The following is an 18,846-nucleotide window of genomic DNA, read 5'->3' on the forward strand; positions in this document are numbered from 1 at the left end:
TGAAGTAATAGCTACTTGAGTCCTGTGGGCTATAAGTGATTTTATCTCCGTATTGCTCTAAAGTTGAAGCAAAGTTTGAGCTACTTGGGAAGAGGCGGGCTGTCGTATAGGCACCAGAAGAGAAGCTTCGAATCAAGGATTCCTGATCAGAACCATCATAGTAGGTCAATTTAATCTTCTCGATTTTTACATTTTCTTTATCCCAGTAGTTTGGATTTTTCTCATATTCGATTAACGATTTAGAAGTCAAGGTCTTCAAGAAATAAGGACCATTATAGAGAATTCCCGCTGGAGTAACTGCTCCATAATCTTTACCTGATGCCTTCAAAAACTCTTCATTTACAGGCAACATCGTCGCTGTTGTAACTTTAGAATTCCAAAAACTTTCTGGTTTGTTTAGGGTATATTCAACTGTATAATCGTCCAAGGCCTTGACACCAACTGTAGAGAAATCATTGGTTTCACCAGTCATGTAGGCATCTAATCCCTTGATTGAATTCTGGATGAGAGAGACACCGTCTGACTTGCCATCAGCTACGTGTTTTAGCCCTGTCACAAAGTCATGGGCTGTTACTTCTGCATATTCTTCACCCTCAGAAGTGTACCATTTCACTCCTTTACGAAGTTTATAAGTATAAGTCAAACCATCTTTGGACACAGACCAATCTTCAGCCAAGGAAGGAACAACATTTCCGTATTGGTCATTTTCCATCAAGCCATCGATAACATTTCCAATAACGTCTGTCGTCGATGTCCGAGTCGCTATACTGTAGTCCAATGATGCTGGATCTACTGCATAGACATAAGAAAATGTTGTCGGTGCATCTGCTTCTTTATCAGCTTTTCCACAAGCCACTAAAATAGCTGTCGTGCTCAGGACCACTCCTGCTGTTAAGAGCCACTTTTTCGATTTCATAAAAATCTCCTTTTGTTTATTTTAATCTACTTTCACAATCCAACCTTCTGGCGCTTCAATATCACCAAACTGAATACCTGTCAATTCATCATAGAGTTTACGAGTCACAGGGCCAACTTCTGTTTCACTATAGAATACATGGAAATCATCACCGTGTTGAATTCCACCAATTGGCGAAATAACTGCTGCTGTACCACAGGCACCTGCCTCTACAAAACGGTCCAGCTTATCAATTGGGACATCACCCTCAATAGGAGTCAAGCCCAAGCGGTGTTCTGCCAAATAAAGCAAAGAATACTTGGTAATAGATGGCAAAATAGATGGACTCAATGGTGTTACAAATTCATTATCAGCTGTAATTCCAAAGAAGTTAGCTGAACCGACTTCTTCAATCTTTGTATGAGTTGATGGGTCTAGGTAGATAACATCTGAGAAATGACGTGACTTGGCCAATTTCCCTGGCAAGAGACTGGCAGCATAGTTCCCACCAACCTTAGCCGCACCTGTACCATTTGGCGCTGCACGGTCGTATTCATCCTGAATCAAGAAGTTAGTTGGAACCAAACCACCTTTAAAGTAATTTCCAACTGGCATAGCAAAGATAGTAAAAATATACTCCTCTGCTGGTTTTACCCCGATGATATCTCCAACACCAATCAAAAGTGGACGAAGATAAAGGGTTCCACCTGTTCCATATGGTGGTACGTATTCTTCATTGGCGCGGACAACTGCCTTACAAGCTTCTACAAACATGTCTGTCGGAACTTGTGGCATCAAGAGACGGTCACAAGTCCGTTGCAGACGTTTAGCATTTTCATCAGGACGGAAAAGTTGAACACTACCATCCTTAGTACGATAAGCTTTCAAACCTTCAAATGCTTGTTGTCCATAGTGAAGACTTGGAGAAGACTCTGAAATATGCAAAGTTGCATCCTCTGTAAGCTCTCCTTGATCCCATTGTCCATTTTTAAAATGAGCAATATAGCGATAAGGTAATTTCATATAGGAGAAACCAAGGTTTTCCCAATCAATCGTTACTGTCATATTCCACTCCTTATTCTAAAAACCTATTTCTTTTATTCTACACTATTTTTCTAAAATAGCAAGTATATTTTGTAATTTTCAGAAAATTTCTTCAATAAAAAGAACCAGCTCTGAGAACTGATTCCTTTTACAAGTGAAAAATTAGTTATTTTCAACTTTTTCATCGTATTTTGGTCTGATTGTTGTACCTGAGTTAATAATTGTACGTTTTTGAACAAGAGGAAGGTCTGTGCGATTGTAAACTGTACGCCATGGTTCCCAAACAAGCCCTGTTTTTTCTTGAATCTTCACGCGAATATTGCGCACATTTCCTCTAAATTGAATTTCCGTTTGGAAACCAGCTGTTCTACTTTTACCATTATCTTCCCATTGACGTGAGCGGATGCTTTCGATGCCATCCTTGTCATAAGTTACTTCATCCCAGTAAACATAGTAACGAGCGATATAGGCTCCCTTATGATGTAAATTGAGGAAACCATTTTTGTATGAAGTGACTTTCGTTTCAATGTAGTCTGTATTGCTTTGAATTGTGGCCACTTGATTATCTTTCAAGAATGCAGTCTTATAAGAAATTGGAACAGCAGGGTTTTGTGTACTGAAAGTAGCTCCTTCTTGAATCAAACTCTTCAAATCTTCTACTGTACCTGTCACAACACGTCCAGCTCTATCAGCATTTCCACCTACGATTGAAACTGTTACCTTGGTATCCTTCAAGACACGCGCCCATTCAGATTCGGCTTTAATCGGTACTCCCTTAATTACAGCATCGATAGCTGCTTTCAATTCTGTACTCTTGCTTGTTGTTTCAAATTTGACATACATTTGACGTCCGTATGAAACACTTGACACGTATACAGGAGGTGTTTTTTCATCAATTCCACGTGCTTTCAATTGATCAACCGTTACTCCTGGAGCAAATACATCTGATGGATTTTTTGGAGCATCAAAGTTAGCAGTATAGTAAATTTGTTTAAAATCGACGACCTCAATTTGTTTCTCACCCTTGTTCACAGCCTCAAAGTCAAATTTTAAGTTCGCTCCTACTTTTTCAAAATCACTTCCAAATTTTGCTTTCAATTGATTCATACTATAAGCAGAAGTTGATTCGTATTGCATACGTGCTGGAGTAGCGTTTTTCGCAGCATACTTTTCATGCCAACGATTTAACAAGGTATTCACACCTTCTTGCATACCACTTACAGTTGGATTAGCATCTACATAGCTATCTCCGCCTACCATTCCTGGTAAATCAACACTAATTCTACCTTTACTACGATCTAAACTAATTTGTTGTGGTTTATTTTCTAGAAGGTCTTGATTTACTTTAAACAAAGCACCTAGGTAAATATCCCCATTGCTATTAATGGCAACATCAGAAGAACCATTGGAAAGACTCTTCTTCACTTTCTCTACAACCACAAACTCATTTCCTTGTTGCTTTGTGCTTGTATTCGTGTAATTTTCTATCGCCTCACCCCGTCTAGTTAAAATATCTGTTTTATCATAATTCAAATCAAACAAATAGTGATTGAGTTCAGCAGTAAAATCTGTTTTTGCTTTACTTTCTAGTTTAGTGTTAGTCGCTGCTTTTTCTTTTGCAGAGCGATACACTTCGACTTCTGCCAAACTAAGAGGAGTTTTGGTGTTATTTAGTTCAATTTTAACATATTGCGCATTAAATCCAGAAAATTGAACATCAATCATTGGCTGATTATTTAAACTATCAATGTGTTGACGAGTTAGTTCATTTCCAGCTTTATCCAACAAAATAACATCAAAATTAGATAAACGCTTTGCTACATTCCCATCTCCACGATTGTAGATACGAACAGTTCCTACTGATTCTTCTTTCTCTAAATCAACTTTCCACCAAGAATGATCTTGAAAATCTGTATGGGTAACGGAACGGTGGCTCCATGCGTTATCACGATTGTCGTCAACCGCTCTAGACGCTTCTCCTCCATAAGCAATTGAACTCTGACTTGCAGGTTTGTGAGCAGCAATGTTTTCACCAGAAACTGCAGCCACACTTAACTCTGTAGCTTTTACTACATTTGATTGAAAAATTAGTCCAGAACCTAGTAAAAATGTTGCAATTGCAACGCCACATACTCCAATACTACGCTTACTAATCCCTTTATTTTTAATCATACAAAACTCCTTTAGCATAAAAACTATACTTAATTCGCTATTATTATAGCAAAAACACAGATATTAATCAATCGTTTTCTTAAAAAAGCTAGTATTTTTTATTAGGTCAACTTATATATTCACTAACACATTAACATATAAATATTCAAAAACCGAGTGGTCTATACCAATAAAGACAAGAAAACGACCAGGCTTACGTCCCTATCAGTTGGGAATCAGCACTGTTCGTTTTTGTATATATAATCAAATTCAACTCTTAAATCTATAACTTAAGAAATTTCCTAATGAAAAGCTTTTCATTGTTTTTATCATTTCTTAGATTCGAATTCTGTATAAGCTTCCTGAAGATAAGCCTCAAAAACTTCTTCATCTGAAATCGTGTCAGAGATGAAGCTACCGTTGCTAGTTCGTTCTGACAAATTCAAGTCTTGCAATCGGCTTTCATAGATTGTTCCTTTGTTGGATTGGACAAGCAGAATTTGATCATTTTCTTCTACTTCCGTACTAAAGAGGTCACCAACGAAGCCTTGCTCTGCAACTGCACCTGCCAAGAAAACTCGATGTGGTTTATTTTTTAATTCACGTAAAACTTGTAATCCTCGTTTGGCACGGCTGGTTGCTGGAATTTCCTCAATAGAAACACGTTTCAAGCTACCACGCTGAGTCAAGAGGTAGAAGGATGAGGTATTACAAATAAAGGCAGATTGGAGGGCATCATCTTCTTTCAGGTTCATAGCCTTGACACCTGCAGCCTTGGCACCCACAACTGGAACCTCTTCTATGTTAAAGCGCAGGGCATAACCGTTTCGACTTATCAAGAGAACATCATCTAGTTTAATTGGAGCCACTGCTACAATATGGTCTGTCTCGTCTTTGAGCTTAGCATACTTAACTGACTTAGACCTATAGGTCCGCCATGGAGTGAACTCTTTTCGCTCTACACGCTTGATTTGACCTAGACGAGTGGCTGCAAAATAGGTTGTCCCATCATCAAACTGATCCACGACTTCCACATAAAGGATTTCTTCGTTCGTTTCAAAGTTTGTAATGGTCTGGCTCAGATGCTCTCCGATGTCCTTCCAGCGAATATCTGCCAATTCATGGATTGGTCTGTAGATGACATTTCCAAGACTTGTGAACATCAAAAGATGCTGTGTTGTCTTGGCAGCTTGTACAAAGATCAAACGGTCATCATCACGCTTGCCAATTTCTTCCAAGGTGGAGGCTGCAAAGGAACGTGGGCTGGTACGCTTGATATAACCTGCCTTGGTCACGCTGACATAGGTATCTTCCTCGGCAATAAGACTAGCTGTATCAATCTCGATTGCTTTCGCAGTGTCTTCTAAAGAACTCAAACGTGGAGTCGCAAATTTCTTCTTAACCTCACGGAGTTCCTTCTTCATGAGATTGTACATGGTACGTTCATCACCGATAATAGCCGCAAGCATGGCAATCTTTTCACGAAGTTCTGCTTCTTCCTCCTGCAAGACAACCACGTCTGTATTAGTCAAACGGTAAAGCTGTAAGGTCACGATGGCCTCAGCCTGCTCCTCTGTAAATTCATAGCTGACCTTGAGGTTTTCCTTGGCGTCAGCCTTATTCTCAGAAGCACGGATAAGGGCAATGACTTCATCCAAAATCGAAATCACTCGAATCAAACCTTCGACGATATGGAGACGTTTCTCAGCCTTTTCCTTGTCAAAGCGGGAACGAGCCAAAATCACTTCACGACGGTGAGCAATATAGCTAGACAAGATTGGGACAATTCCAACTTGACGGGGTGTGAAATTGTCAATCGCCACCATGTTAAAGTTGTAATTGATTTGTAGGTCAGTATATTTGAATAGATAATTGAGAACAAGCTCCGTATTGGCGTCTTTCTTTAGTTCGATAGCAATGCGAAGACCGTCACGGTCAGACTCATCACGAACCTCAGCGATACCTGCCACCTTGTTATTGACACGAACTTCATCGATTTTCTTGACTAAGTTAGCCTTATTAATCTCATAGGGAATCTCAGTGATAACGATTTGTTCCTTACCACCTTTTAGCTTTTCAATCTCCGTCTTGGAACGAACAACCACGCGCCCTTTCCCAGTTTCATAGGCCTTCTTAATTTCATCACGACCCTGAATAATTCCTCCAGTTGGAAAATCTGGCCCAGGCAAGAATTCCATGAGTTTTTCAACTTTGGCCGTTGGATGGTCAATCATGTAAACCGCCGCATCAATGACCTCAGCCAAATTATGCGGTGGAATATCTGTGGCATAACCAGCTGAAATCCCAGTCGAACCATTGACTAAAAGATTTGGGAAAGCTGCTGGCAAGACTGTCGGCTCTTTCTCGGTATCGTCAAAGTTCCAAGCAAAAGGAACTGTCTTTTTCTCGATATCTTGAAGAAGGTAGCCTGCAATTTCAGACAAACGCGCCTCAGTATAACGCATAGCCGCAGGCGGATCTCCGTCCATAGAACCGTTATTACCGTGCATTTCAACTAGAATCTCACGATTCTTCCAGTCCTGTGACATACGAACCATGGCATCATAGATAGAAGAATCCCCGTGTGGATGGAAATTCCCCATGATATTCCCGACAGACTTGGCCGACTTACGGTAGCTCTTGTCAAAGGTATTGCCATCCTTATTCATCGAATAAAGAATACGGCGCTGAACCGGCTTCAAGCCATCACGAATGTCTGGCAAAGCCCGGTCTTGAATAATGTACTTGGAGTAGCGACCAAAGCGCTCTCCCATAATGTCCTCCAGGGACATATTTTGAATGTTAGACATAAGATACAAAGGGACGATTCGGCTTTCCGAAAATTTCTGTAGAAAAATGGGAAATCGATGCAAGGATTCAACGAACCCAAGGCGATTTCTCTTTTTTCCTAAGTATCAATCCCGTGTTCGGTTACTATTAAGTAACCAAACTATCCTTTCTGTAGTTTAAAGTTTTAAAATTTATTGATTAGGTTAGTATTAAGGAATTTCACACAGCATTTAGAGCGTGTTCAACTCCTTTCTAAGAATGGAGTGTAAATATTATGAAAAAAATATAGGGTGAGTGAATTTCATCCAATTCCTGTATCATCACTTCCACTTGAAATGTCTATTTTACAAATCCTCGCTTATACTTGATATGACTGGCGATATTGCTATCAACATCTTTCTTATCCCAAAGTTGGAGTTCCCATGGGTAATAAAAATTACTCTTATTTTTAAAATAGATATGAATACCGACATAGCCATCTTTATCACGTAAATACCAGTTTTTTAGTCCGTACAACTCTTGCCAATCATCTAATTTCTCCATGACTTGCGCTATTTCTTTGGAACTTAAAATCATACGAGCACCAAAAATATCATTAAGAATGGAATTCACAGGATAGCCCTCTTGACGCTCTGAAAAACGTGTAATTTTATCTAAAATAGACTCAGAAGTCTTGACACGATAAACATAGGCAATATCTTGGACATCTGCCTTCATCAGATAGTCATTAATCGACTCATGTAAATTCAGACGGTAGGACAAAATCGCTTTCGTCGGAACTTTTGAAAAGGTATGCTTGAGATTGATTTTTTTCACCTTACCCGTTTCAAAATAATCTTTAGAATATTCTCGATGAATACGATTAATCTCTGTAATGAGGCGTTCCACTTTTTCAATCATGAGTCTCCTCCTCTCGCTTTTTCATTTTTCCAGTTATTCCCAAACTTCTTTACTTTTTCCTCAGCATACTGAATCATCTTCTCAGCTACTTCTCTATCATAGTCAAATCCCATCTTTTGAGCAAGGGACTGAGCTTCTTGGTGAAAAAGTTCCATCGTAGCAAACAAAGACTGAGTGATTTTCTCTTTACTTGAAAAATCAAGCAGATTTGAGAATTCCTTTTCTTTCTCATCAGGTAAAGAGGTAAAGAGGTACTTGTAATTTTTACCGATGTCAACTGCTCCCTTTTCACTTGCGACCTGCCAAGCTAAGATCTTCAATAATTCTTGCTGACAAATACCATAGAGATGGTCAGTGGCATAGATGACTTGTTTGCGACAAATCCCTTTAACCACGTAAGATGATACCCACCAAAATTCATTGCAGGAATTTTTAAAATCTGTCTCAGTAGCTGGATGTATCCAGAAACGCTTTGGACTGGGAGAATATGACTCAAACAAGCCCTTCTCATCTTCTAAAACTATGAATTTCGACTCACTATCCACCCACTCTTTGATGTGCTCTTTTGGGCAAAGAGTCAAATCGATACGGTTGCCGTCTTCAAAGAGCATAAGAAATAGATGGCTATGTCCCAACCTAACCTCTTGCTCGATAATGCGTTTGCCAAACCGGTCTAGCCAAGAAATATTGCTTGTCAGATTATCTAAATCATCCACAATATAGACCACATCGTAGTCTTGAAATTCATCTTTTGGGACATTTGGGCAAGTCCGTGAACCAGACATAGCTATAGCTTTGACTTGTAAATTTTTGGCAATCTGTAAAATCAGATCTAGCATTTCTGTTTCAGCTCTCATGTTGATACCTTCTCGTTTTATAGATTACTAGGTGTCTGCTTCTTCTTACTGGATAGTTTTTATACTATAATTCCCCTGTCTGATAAAGACTGTATCCTTCGTAGTAGTATGAAGCATCTACTCCCTTAAAGAAACTGGTCTGAGTGAGGTCATCCGTCAAGTTATTGAGGAGTAAATACTTGAGTTCTCCAGTCGATACTGCACTACGCTTCATGGCATTCAGGTATTCATCCTTATCAATGGCGTTCCAATCTACCACCTTACCCAACTTCTCACGAAGCATACAATCTAACCAAATCCGCATGGCGCGTCCATTCCCCTCACGGAAAGGATGGGCAATATTCATATCCGCATACTTATCAACCACTTGATCAAAATTGTCATGAGGAAGTTTGTCAATATACTGTAAGGATTGCTCTAAAAAAATACGGGGGGCAAATTGAAAGTTATCCTTTGCAATATTGACATCACGGATTTTTCCAGCGAAATCATAGACACCTGAAAATAGATAATGGTGAATCGCTGATAGTCCTGCAAATGTTCCGACTTCCATCTTGAACAAGTCTCCTGTCTGAAAAAGAAGGGCGGCTTGTTTTTTTGTCAGTTTTTCTTCTGCATCTGCCAACTGGGCTGAGTTTGTAATGCCTAGTTTATTTTCCAATACCATCTTTGTTCCCATTTCTATTCTTTTTTGAACTTCAAAACTTCGCCTTATACTCCAAGTATTCGTCTATCTGTGAGGGGCTTCTTCAGAAGAAACCTACTTTTCCTCTCCTACTGCTTCTTGCTTAGTTTTCTTTGGTGTTAATTTTTTATAACGACTACGGATAGCGTTGAGGTGGTCATGGAGATTGGTATACTGCTTTTTATCTGGATAAGCATAGACGTTGATTGCAGTAAAATCCACAAGGAAGTCATAGATTTCTTGCAGTTTCCCTCGGACTTCCTTGTTTTGACCAGGTGCCTTTCCTTTTTGCTCAGCCAAGTGCTCCTTATAGGATTTTTCAAACTAAGACTGCACCTTTGTCAAGGTTTCTACATGAGTTGTCAAATGTAGGGTTGAAAGGACAATTTGGTAGTCAATATCTTTTAACTCCTTAAGCAAATGGTTAATAGCTTCTGTCTCTTTTTCGTAGCTCATGCTCATTAGCCCAGCATAATTTCTAAAAGTTTGCTGAGTTTGTCGTAAGCTTCCTTGCTAGTTGCCTCTTTGACACGAGAGAAGGCCTTGACAAAACCAGTCAAGGTAGAAAGCGCATCATCACGCTCACAATCAGACGCTTCCAGACTAGCCACCGTTTGACTGACCTTGGAACGGTGCAAACCAACTTGCAAGGATTTAAGAAGTTTTTCTATATCCCCAAGCTTCGCTGAGTAAACCTGCTCAGATTTATCGGCTTTTGTAAAAGCTCCCAACTCGTCCTTGCTCTCAGATAGAAGTTATAAGAATTCGTTGTTTTCTAAATTGCGTACAGTTAAACTCGTGATCCCATATTCTTTTTTCAATGATGTGTTTTTAAGTTTTTGCCCTAAAATAATTCAGAACATATCTAAATATTCGTATTTGACTCCAATAACTCAAAACACACATGTGTGATTTAGGTTATTTCCCACTAGACAAGATATTCTTCAGATGGGATTTCTTGTTTTAGGGGTGGGGAAGGTAATTCTTCGTGTGGGATGAAGCCAATTCCTTTTATCACTTTTAATAATCAAGCTTATCTTCCAATCCGTCTTGATATAGTCGATACAATTCCATAAAAATATTATCAATTAAAGTTAACAGTCCAAACCAAATAAAATGATTTCTAGATTCTTGAGTTTCATTAACTAATTTAGTTAATGTCGGTAAGTTTTGCTGATAAGATAACGTATTATGTGCCAATCGATTACGTTGTTCATACATATCTTTATACTTATTCTTTAAATTAAGTTTCATATTTTGAACATATTCAGTGTATTTCTTATTATATTTCTGCAATTTATTTTTGTAGCCTTGCTCACTATCTTTCTCTGCCTTCTCTGGTTTCGTAGGTTCTTTAGGTATTGATTTAAACATATTTTCTTCATCTTTCAAAAATTGATCAATATCAGTCCAATCATCTGATACAAAATAAGAAAAATCGGCACGAACCCAAGAAATTAGGTTTGAATCTTTAAATATTTCATTAATCTTTTGAGTAGTATTCTCTAATAAAATTTGTTTATTGATATCGTTTATACTAAAATCTATATTTATTCTCTTAAGAACTTGGTAAAATTCTTTATAAATTTTATTTTTGTGGTCATATGCTGAATAAGTTCCTAAGTCAGCTTTTTCTAACCACCAATATCTGAACTCAAAATCATTTGTTCCCAATTCCCAAGCAATACATCTCATCTTTTGCTCTTGAAAACCAGTCATTTTTAAAAAAGTAGCTTGTAAAATATAGTCACACAAAGGGTAGGTTTCAATTCCATCACCAATACTAGAAGTTGCAGCAACTGCTTCTTCCAAAATAGTAGTTATAGGAGTTAAAATAAAATCTGTATGCTTACTCACTAAAATACTCCTTATACAACTCTAGGGATTCTTTTAATCTAAGTCTAATATACTTCAAAGCATTGGGGCTCTTCTGATGATAGTAGCCATATTCATAATCATAAGAATAAAGAGTACCCTCAAACTCTTGTCCAGCTTTAATCTTCAAATCTTTTAATTCAGATATTTTATTTTCAATCTCAGCTTTTAGATTACTAGTTTTCGCAATAATGAGTTTTTTCTCATGAAAAATAGAAAAATAAATTAACCCAAACATATAGACATCTGCATCAATAATTGACGGAAAATTTTTCGGGAAAAAATCATATTCTAAGTTCTTAGAAAGAATTTTGATTTTATTAACAAAATCAAAATCAAATTCGAATTCTTCAGCAATTTTATAAACATAATCTGTATAAAACTGTTCAAGTTTATTTCCATATCCTGCAGCAACTTGAGGAATATTATAATCTTGATTTTTGTAACTATCCAAAATTGCTAGATAGCGTACAAAATCTAACTTCTTATCATTTAATTTAATATTTTTAAAAATATCAGGATCAAAAAATGGTTCTAAAGCATCATTCAAGTAATATAAAGATCGTCTGCTTTCTACATTCGACAATACTTCCCCCTGAATGTTTATATGACGGAAAACAGAAGAATAAAACTTTATTTGCTCTTTTTTACGTTCTTCTCCATCATAACTAGGTACAATAAATGAAAAACCTAAATAATTATCTTTAAAAAAATCTTCTCCAATATCTACATTTAGAGTAATATATTGCTCTGTCTTTACCTTTTCTTTTATGCTTGCTTTTGAACTTCCTATTGATAGAAGTCTATTAAAATTCCAATTTACTCCTTTATAATCATTACCTTCATCAATTTCATAATCATCATTGGTATTAGCTAGAGGAATGAAATCTTTAGGTGCCCAATCTTCACACTTACGATTCGGAAATAAATCTAAGTAAGCAAGAAATATAGACGTTAAACGCTGTTGCCCATCTAGAATTAAATTTTTCCTCCCTTCTTCATCAGTAAAAGCTCCAACAGTAACTGGGGGAACAAATTCTTTTTTATTAAAACTCTCAATTAGAGTTTTAACTTTTTCTTGATTCCAAACATAATAACGTTGATAATCGGGTAATACAATATTCTTCTTTAATATCAACTTAATCCAATGCTCCAAGGAATATTCGCCATAATAAACTTTATTTTTCATTCATCTCTCTCCTTTTATATGTACTTCTTTCAAAACACCATCTCCCCACTCTCTTCCAGCGTAAATTTGACGTTGTCTTCAATCCACTTGCGGCGTGGTTCGACTTTATCTCCCATGAGGACATTGACGCGGCGTTCGGCGCGAGCCAGGTCTTCAATGGTGACACGGATAAGGGTACGAGTTTCTGGATTCATAGTTGTTTCCCAAAGCTGATCCGCATTCATCTCACCAAGACCTTTATATCGTTGGAGTGTTGCTCCTTTACCGAACTGCTTACGGAGTTCTTCTAACTCGCCATCTGTCCAAGCATAGGCCACTTCTTCTTTCTTTCCTTTGCCTTTGGACATCTTGTAAAGAGGTGGAAGGGCGATATAGACATGACCTGCCTCGACTAGAGGACGCATGTAACGATAAAAGAAGGTTAAGAGAAGTGTTTGAATGTGGGCTCCATCTGTATCTGCATCGGTCATGATAATGATCTTGTCATAGTTGGCATCTTCAAGGGAGAAATCAGCCCCCACACCCGCACCTATAGTATAAATCATGGTATTGATTTCTTCATTTTTGAGGATATCCGCCATCTTGGCTTTAGCTGTATTGATAACCTTACCACGAAGGGGCAATATAGCCTGGAACTTGCGGTCACGACCTTGTTTGGCAGAACCGCCGGCAGAGTCCCCCTCGACTAGATAGAGTTCATTCTTAGCTGGATTCTTGGACTGGGCAGGTGTTAATTTCCCAGACAATAAGCCCTTGTCTTTTTTATTTTTCTTACCATTACGGCTCTCATCACGCGCCTTGCGAGCCGCCTCGCGAGCATCACGGGCCTTGATAGCCTTACGAATGAGATTGGAAGCTAACTCCCCATTTTCCATGAGGAAGAAAGTCAACTTATCAGCCACTATTCCATCCACAACAGGACGAGCTAGTGGACTTCCAAGTTTGTCCTTTGTCTGACCTTCAAACTGCAAATGTTCCTCAGGAACTAAGATAGAGAGAACGGCTGCTAGTCCTTCACGATAGTCGGAACCTTCAAGATTTTTATCTTTTTCCTTGAGAAGACCTGTCTTACGCGCATAGTCATTCATAACCTTGGTAATGGCAGACTTAAGTCCTGTCTCATGCGTCCCACCGTCCTTGGTGCGAACGTTATTGACAAAGGACAGAATGTTATCTGAAAATCCATCATTGTATTGGAGAGCAACTTCCACTTGGAAACCATTATCTTCCCCCTCAAAGTACAGAACTGGTGTCAAGGTTTCCTTGTCTTCGTTGAGGTAAGAAACAAAGTCCTGAACTCCGTTTTCATAATGAAACTCAATCGCTTCCTCTGTTCGCTTGTCCGTCAGGGACAAGGTCACATTTTTCAAGAGAAAGGCTGATTCATTAAGACGCTCTGAAATAGTATTGTACTTGAAGTCTGTCGTAGAAAAGATGGTCGCATCAGGCATGAAGGTGACTTTAGTACCTGTTTTAGACTTGGGCGCTGTACCGATTTTCTTCAAAGTCGTGACAGGTTTTCCACCATTTTCAAAACATTGCTTATAGATTGCCCCGTCACGGGTAATTTCAACTTCCAGCCAACTTGAAAGAGCGTTAACAACGGAAGAACCAACTCCGTGGAGACCACCAGATGTCTTGTAGCCCCCTTGACCGAATTTCCCTCCAGCATGAAGAATGGTGAAGATAACCTCAACTGTTGGGATTCCCATAGCGTGCATACCCGTCGGCATCCCACGACCATGGTCTTGCACAGTCAAACTCCCGTCTTTATTAATGGTGACATCAATACGGTCACCAAATCCAGACAAGGCTTCATCGACTGCATTATCGACAATTTCCCAGACGAGGTGATGGAGACCTGCCCCATCAGTCGATCCAATATACATCCCTGGACGTTTACGGACGGCATCCAACCCTTCTAACACCTGAATGGCATCATCATTATAATTGTTAATATTGATTTCCTTTTTTGACACAAGGAACCTCCTATTCGTTCATCTTTACTATTCTACAGGTTTTCCAAGGATTTTGCAAAATTTTTCTTTCTCCGATGTGACAATTTCAGCAGAGATTCTCTGCCTTTCTTTCCCAATTCATGATATAATAGGAGTATGATTACAATAGTTTTATTAATCCTAGCCTATCTGCTGGGTTCGATTCCGTCTGGTCTCTGGATTGGACAAATTTTCTTTCAGACAAATCTGCGTGAGCATGGTTCTGGTAACACAGGGACAACCAATACCTTCCGCATTTTAGGTAAGAAAGCTGGTATGGCGACCTTTGTCATTGACTTTTTCAAAGGAACACTAGCAACGCTTCTGCCTATTATCTTTCATCTGCAAGGCGTCTCGCCTCTCATCTTTGGACTTTTGGCTGTCATTGGACATACCTTCCCTATCTTTGCAGGATTTAAGGGTGGCAAGGCTGTCGCAACCAGCGCTGGTGTGATTTTTGGATTTGCGCCTGTCTTCTGTCTCTATCTAGCGGTTGTTTTCTTTGGAACCCTCTATCTTGGTAGTATGATTTCGCTGTCTAGTGTCACAGCATCTATCGCAGCCGTCATCGGAGTTCTACTCTTTCCACTTTTTGGTTTTATCCTGAGCAACTATGACCCTCTATTCATCGCTATTATCCTAGCACTTGCCAGTTTGATTATCATTCGTCATAAGGATAATATCGCTCGTATCAAAAACAAGACTGAAAATTTAGTCCCTTGGGGATTGAACCTAACCCATCAAAATCCTAAAAAATAAAACGCCAGTTGTGAATGAACTGACGTTTTTTTGTATGCTTATTTTGATTTGATGTAGTTGATACCATCTGCCTTTGGTGCGACTGCCTTTCCAAAGAAGGCTGCCAAGACAAGAATAGTCAAAACATAAGGTGCGATTTGAAGATAAACCGCAGGCACTCCTTGTAGGAATGGCAATTGAGAACCGATAACAGCCAAACTTTGTGAAAGTCCAAAGAAAAGACTAGAAAGCATGGCTCCGATTGGATTCCATTTTCCAAAGATCATCGCAGCAAGGGCGATAAATCCAGGTCCAACAATAGTTGTCACTGAGAAGTTAACTGAGATGGATTGAGCATAAATCGCTCCGCCAATTCCACCTAGGAAACCTGAAATGATAACCCCTAAATATTTCATTTTATATACATTGATTCCCAAGGTGTCCGCTGCTTGAGGATGTTCACCGACAGAGCGGAGACGAAGACCAAAGCGCGTTTTGAAGAGAATAAACCAAGCAAGGAACGAGAAGGCAATCGCGATATAACCTAGCAAACTAGTTGACTTGAAGAAGATATCACCAATCACTGGGATATTTGCCAAGACTGGGAAATCAAAGCGTCCAAAAGTCTGACTTAGGTTGTCGGTTTGTCCTTTGTTATAAAGGACTTTCACTAAGAAAACAGCCAAGGCTGGCGCCATCAAGTTCAATACCGTACCGCTGACAACATGGTCTGCACGGAAATGAACCGTTGCTGCTGCGTGGATGATAGAGAAGAGACCTCCAACCAATCCTGCAACTATCAAGGATAGCCATGGAGTTGCTGCTCCAAATTGTTCTGCAAATTCAAGGTTAAAGACAACTCCAGAAAAGGCACCCATAACCATAATTCCTTCCAGGCCGACGTTTACCACACCACCACGTTCAGAGAAAACACCACCGATACTTGTAAAGATGAGGGGTGCTGAGTAAATCAGCATAGAAGACACCAAGAGGGTGAGCAAGGTTGTAATAGACATCTTTACTTACCTCCTTTAACTTGTTTTTTCGGTTTGACAAAGCGTTCGATAAGGTAATGAACACTGACAAAGAAGATAATAGACGCTGTTACAATGCTGACAAGCTCAGACGGTACCTGCGCCGCATTCATACCTGGGGCTCCAACTTGGAGAACACCAAATAGGAAGGCTGCAAAGAGAATACCAATTGGTGAGTTGGCCGCAAGCAGACTAACCGCCATCCCATTAAATCCGACAGCTAATGATGCCCCTTGAACATAGACGTTCTGGAAGGTTCCCAGACCTTCAACAGCTCCACCAAGACCTGCCAAGGCACCTGAAATAATCATTGATAGGATAATAGTTCGTTTGGCAGAAATACCAGCATATTCTGAAGCATGTGGATTAAGACCAACTGCACGAATTTCAAAACCAAGAGTTGTTTTCTTGAGCATGAACCAAATGACTGCAACGGCAATGAGAGCAAAGAAAATACCGATATTCATCCGCGAGTTACCAGTCAACTCAGCCAACCAAGGTGTCTGGTAAGTTGCATTAGCTCCGACACGAATCGTCGAATCTGTACTTTGCATGAAGTCTTTAGGAAAGGCATGGATAAAGGCATTTCCCACATACAAGACAATGTAGTTCATCATGATGGTTACGATAACCTCTGATGTCCCTAGATAGGCTCTAAGAATACCTGGAATGGCACCGACAATCCCACCAGCAATCAAGGCAATCACGATAGTTGCTAGAATCATCAAAGGACGTGGCATATCTGGATTCGACAGGGCAAACCAACCACTGAGAATCCAACCTGCTAAAGCCTGACCAGGAAGTCCGACGTTAAAGAAACCAGCACGACTGGCAACGGCAAAGCCAAGACCAATCAAGACCAAAGGCCCCATGGCACGGAAGATTTCCCCAATCCCGCGTAGACTACCAAAGGCTGTATAGAACAATTCTTCGTAGCCCCAAATAGCATCATAACCGAAGATCCACATGACAATGGCCCCGAGCAAAATTCCTAGGAAGACAGAAATCAAGGGAACCGAAATTTGTTGTAATTTTTTAGACATCACTCTTCTCCTTTCCCAAGTTTCCACCAGCCATCAAGACACCAAGTTCTTGTTTATTGGTTGTTTCTGGTGATACAATACCTTGAATCTTACCATCGTGGATAACGGCAATACGGTCTGAGACGTTTAAAATCTCATCCAGTTCAAAGCTGACAACAAGGACAGCCTTGCCATTATCACGCTCTTCAATCAAGCGTTTGTGGATATATTCAATGGCACCGACATCCAAACCACGAGTTGGTTGGCTGACGATAAGGAGATCAGGATCTCGATCAATTTCACGAGCAATAATTGCTTTTTGTTGATTTCCTCCTGAGAGTGCAGCTGCAGGAACAAATTCACTGGCAGCACGAACATCAAACTCTTCCATTAGCTTTTTAGCATAAGAAGTAATATTTGAATAGTTCAAAATTCCATTTTTACTATGTGGTTCTTTGTAGTAGGTTTGAAGGGCAATATTTTCAGAAATCATCATTTCCAAAATCAAACCATCACGATGACGGTCTTCTGGAACGTGTCCAACACTCAACTCTGTAATCTGACGTGGATGCAAGCCTACAATTGAATCTCCTTTTAGCTCAATACTACCAGATTCAACCTTGCGAAGGCCTGTAATGGCTTGAATGAGTTCAGACTGACCATTTCCATCAATCCCCGCAATACCAACAATCTCTCCAGCACGAACATCCAAGGACAGATTTTTAACAGCTGGGACACCGCGGTTTTCATTGACCACCAAATCTTTGATTGACAAGACCACTTCTTTTGGTTGAGAGACTTGCTTCTCTGTTTTAAAGGAAACAGAACGTCCTACCATCATTTCTGCCAAATCAGCATTGGTAGCTCCTGCAATTTCGACGGTTTCAATTGATTTCCCACGACGGATAACTGTAACGCGGTCAGAAACTGCACGAATCTCATCCAACTTGTGGGTAATCAAGATAATTGATTTTCCTTCTTTGACAAGATTTTTCATAATAGCCATCAACTCATCAATTTCTGATGGAGTCAAAACCGCCGTTGGTTCGTCAAAGATAAGGATATCAGCCCCCCGATAAAGGGTTTTTAAAATTTCTACACGTTGTTGGGCTCCAACTGAGATGTCTGCTACCTTGGCAGAAGGGTCAACAGCTAAGCCATAACGTTCAGAAAGAGCCTTGATTTCTTTGCTAGCTCCAGCGATATCTAGCACACCATTTTTAGTCAATTCACTTCCTAAAATGATGTTTTCAGCCACTGTGAAGGCCTCTACCAACATAAAGTGCTGGTGAACCATTCCGATTCCCAAGCTAGCTGCTTTAGATGGTGAGTCGAGGTTGACAACTTGACCGTTGACCACAATTTCACCACTGGTTGGTTCAAGAAGCCCTGCTAACATGTTCATGAGCGTGGACTTTCCAGCCCCATTTTCTCCTAAAAGTGCATGAATTTCACCTTTTCGTAGGTGAAGGTTGATTTTGTCGTTGGCAACAAATTCACCAAACACCTTGGTAATATCACGCATCTCAATGACATTTTCGTGTGCCATGTGCTCTTCCTTTCAGAGTCTTATTTTATTTCAATAAAACTTGCTAGTTTGTCTAGTAGCAAGCTTTACTGAGACAAAATGACTTTGTCTCAACTCTTAAAAAAGCGGCCGAGGGCCGCT

Annotated in this window: 14 protein-coding genes and 1 pseudogene; 1 reads left to right on the forward strand and 14 read right to left on the reverse strand. The window is 39.6% G+C overall.

Annotation, left to right across the window (positions count from 1 at the left end; genetic code table 11):
* The 11 genes and pseudogenes from RYL77_RS04055 to parE all read right to left on the reverse strand — a co-directional run.
* On the reverse strand, positions 1-916 hold a 916-nt coding region (locus RYL77_RS04055), incomplete at its 3' end, for an ABC transporter substrate-binding protein (RefSeq protein ID WP_315010055.1).
* Between the two features lie 21 nt (positions 917-937).
* A complete protein-coding gene (locus RYL77_RS04060) occupies positions 938-1,960 on the reverse strand; it encodes a branched-chain amino acid aminotransferase (RefSeq protein WP_285293032.1) in 1,023 nt (340 codons plus the stop codon).
* Positions 1,961-2,101: 141 nt separating this feature from the next.
* Positions 2,102-4,111 carry a thiol-activated cytolysin family protein gene (locus RYL77_RS04065; protein WP_399553787.1) on the reverse strand — a complete coding sequence of 670 codons (2,010 nt, stop codon included), beginning with the start codon at positions 4,109-4,111 and terminating at the stop codon, positions 2,102-2,104.
* 308 nt (positions 4,112-4,419) lie between these two features.
* Positions 4,420-6,900: a DNA topoisomerase IV subunit A gene (gene parC, locus RYL77_RS04070; protein ID WP_315010059.1), complete on the reverse strand. Its 2,481-nt coding sequence runs from the start codon at positions 6,898-6,900 to the stop codon at positions 4,420-4,422.
* 319 nt (positions 6,901-7,219) lie between these two features.
* Positions 7,220-7,780: a GTP pyrophosphokinase gene (locus RYL77_RS04075; RefSeq protein WP_315010061.1), complete on the reverse strand. Its 561-nt coding sequence runs from the start codon at positions 7,778-7,780 to the stop codon at positions 7,220-7,222.
* Complete coding sequence (locus RYL77_RS04080) at positions 7,777-8,637, reverse strand: aminoglycoside 6-adenylyltransferase (protein WP_315010063.1); 861 nt, start codon at positions 8,635-8,637, stop codon at positions 7,777-7,779. Before RYL77_RS04080 ends, RYL77_RS04075 begins: the two co-directional genes overlap by 4 nt.
* Positions 8,638-8,701: 64 nt before the next feature.
* A complete protein-coding gene (fic, locus tag RYL77_RS04085) occupies positions 8,702-9,304 on the reverse strand; it encodes a protein adenylyltransferase Fic (RefSeq protein ID WP_315010110.1) in 603 nt (200 codons plus the stop codon).
* A 93-nt stretch (positions 9,305-9,397) separates the two neighbouring features.
* Positions 9,398-10,143, reverse strand: a pseudogene (locus tag RYL77_RS04090) (DUF6261 family protein).
* Positions 10,144-10,342: 199 nt separating this feature from the next.
* A complete protein-coding gene (locus tag RYL77_RS04095) occupies positions 10,343-11,179 on the reverse strand; it encodes a hypothetical protein (RefSeq protein WP_119946965.1) in 837 nt (278 codons plus the stop codon).
* Positions 11,172-12,386: a DUF262 domain-containing protein gene (locus RYL77_RS04100; RefSeq protein ID WP_182910591.1), complete on the reverse strand. Its 1,215-nt coding sequence runs from the start codon at positions 12,384-12,386 to the stop codon at positions 11,172-11,174. Before RYL77_RS04100 ends, RYL77_RS04095 begins: the two co-directional genes overlap by 8 nt.
* A 29-nt stretch (positions 12,387-12,415) precedes the next feature.
* Positions 12,416-14,365 (reverse strand): DNA topoisomerase IV subunit B, encoded by a 1,950-nt coding sequence (gene parE / locus RYL77_RS04105; protein ID WP_315010067.1) that lies wholly within the window; start codon positions 14,363-14,365, stop codon positions 12,416-12,418.
* A gap of 135 nt (positions 14,366-14,500) precedes the next feature.
* Between parE and plsY the strand changes: the two genes are divergently transcribed.
* Positions 14,501-15,142 (forward strand): glycerol-3-phosphate 1-O-acyltransferase PlsY, encoded by a 642-nt coding sequence (gene plsY / locus RYL77_RS04110; protein WP_315010069.1) that lies wholly within the window; start codon positions 14,501-14,503, stop codon positions 15,140-15,142.
* 38 nt (positions 15,143-15,180) lie between these two features.
* Here plsY and RYL77_RS04115 read toward each other — a convergent pair whose 3' ends face one another.
* The 3 genes from RYL77_RS04115 to RYL77_RS04125 are packed head-to-tail and all read right to left on the reverse strand — an operon-like array spanning position 15,181 to position 18,726.
* Positions 15,181-16,137 carry an ABC transporter permease gene (locus RYL77_RS04115; protein ID WP_315010072.1) on the reverse strand — a complete coding sequence of 319 codons (957 nt, stop codon included), beginning with the start codon at positions 16,135-16,137 and terminating at the stop codon, positions 15,181-15,183.
* Between the two features lie 2 nt (positions 16,138-16,139).
* Complete coding sequence (locus RYL77_RS04120; RefSeq protein WP_315010074.1) at positions 16,140-17,198, reverse strand: ABC transporter permease; 1,059 nt, start codon at positions 17,196-17,198, stop codon at positions 16,140-16,142.
* Positions 17,191-18,726, reverse strand: a complete 1,536-nt coding sequence (locus tag RYL77_RS04125) for an ABC transporter ATP-binding protein (protein WP_045611410.1) — start codon at positions 18,724-18,726, stop codon at positions 17,191-17,193. The genes RYL77_RS04120 and RYL77_RS04125 overlap by 8 nt, the downstream gene beginning before the upstream one ends.
* Positions 18,727-18,846: the final 120 nt, after the last annotated feature.

It is taken from the genome of uncultured Streptococcus sp., from assembly GCF_963516515.1.
Lineage (GTDB): Bacteria > Bacillota > Bacilli > Lactobacillales > Streptococcaceae > Streptococcus.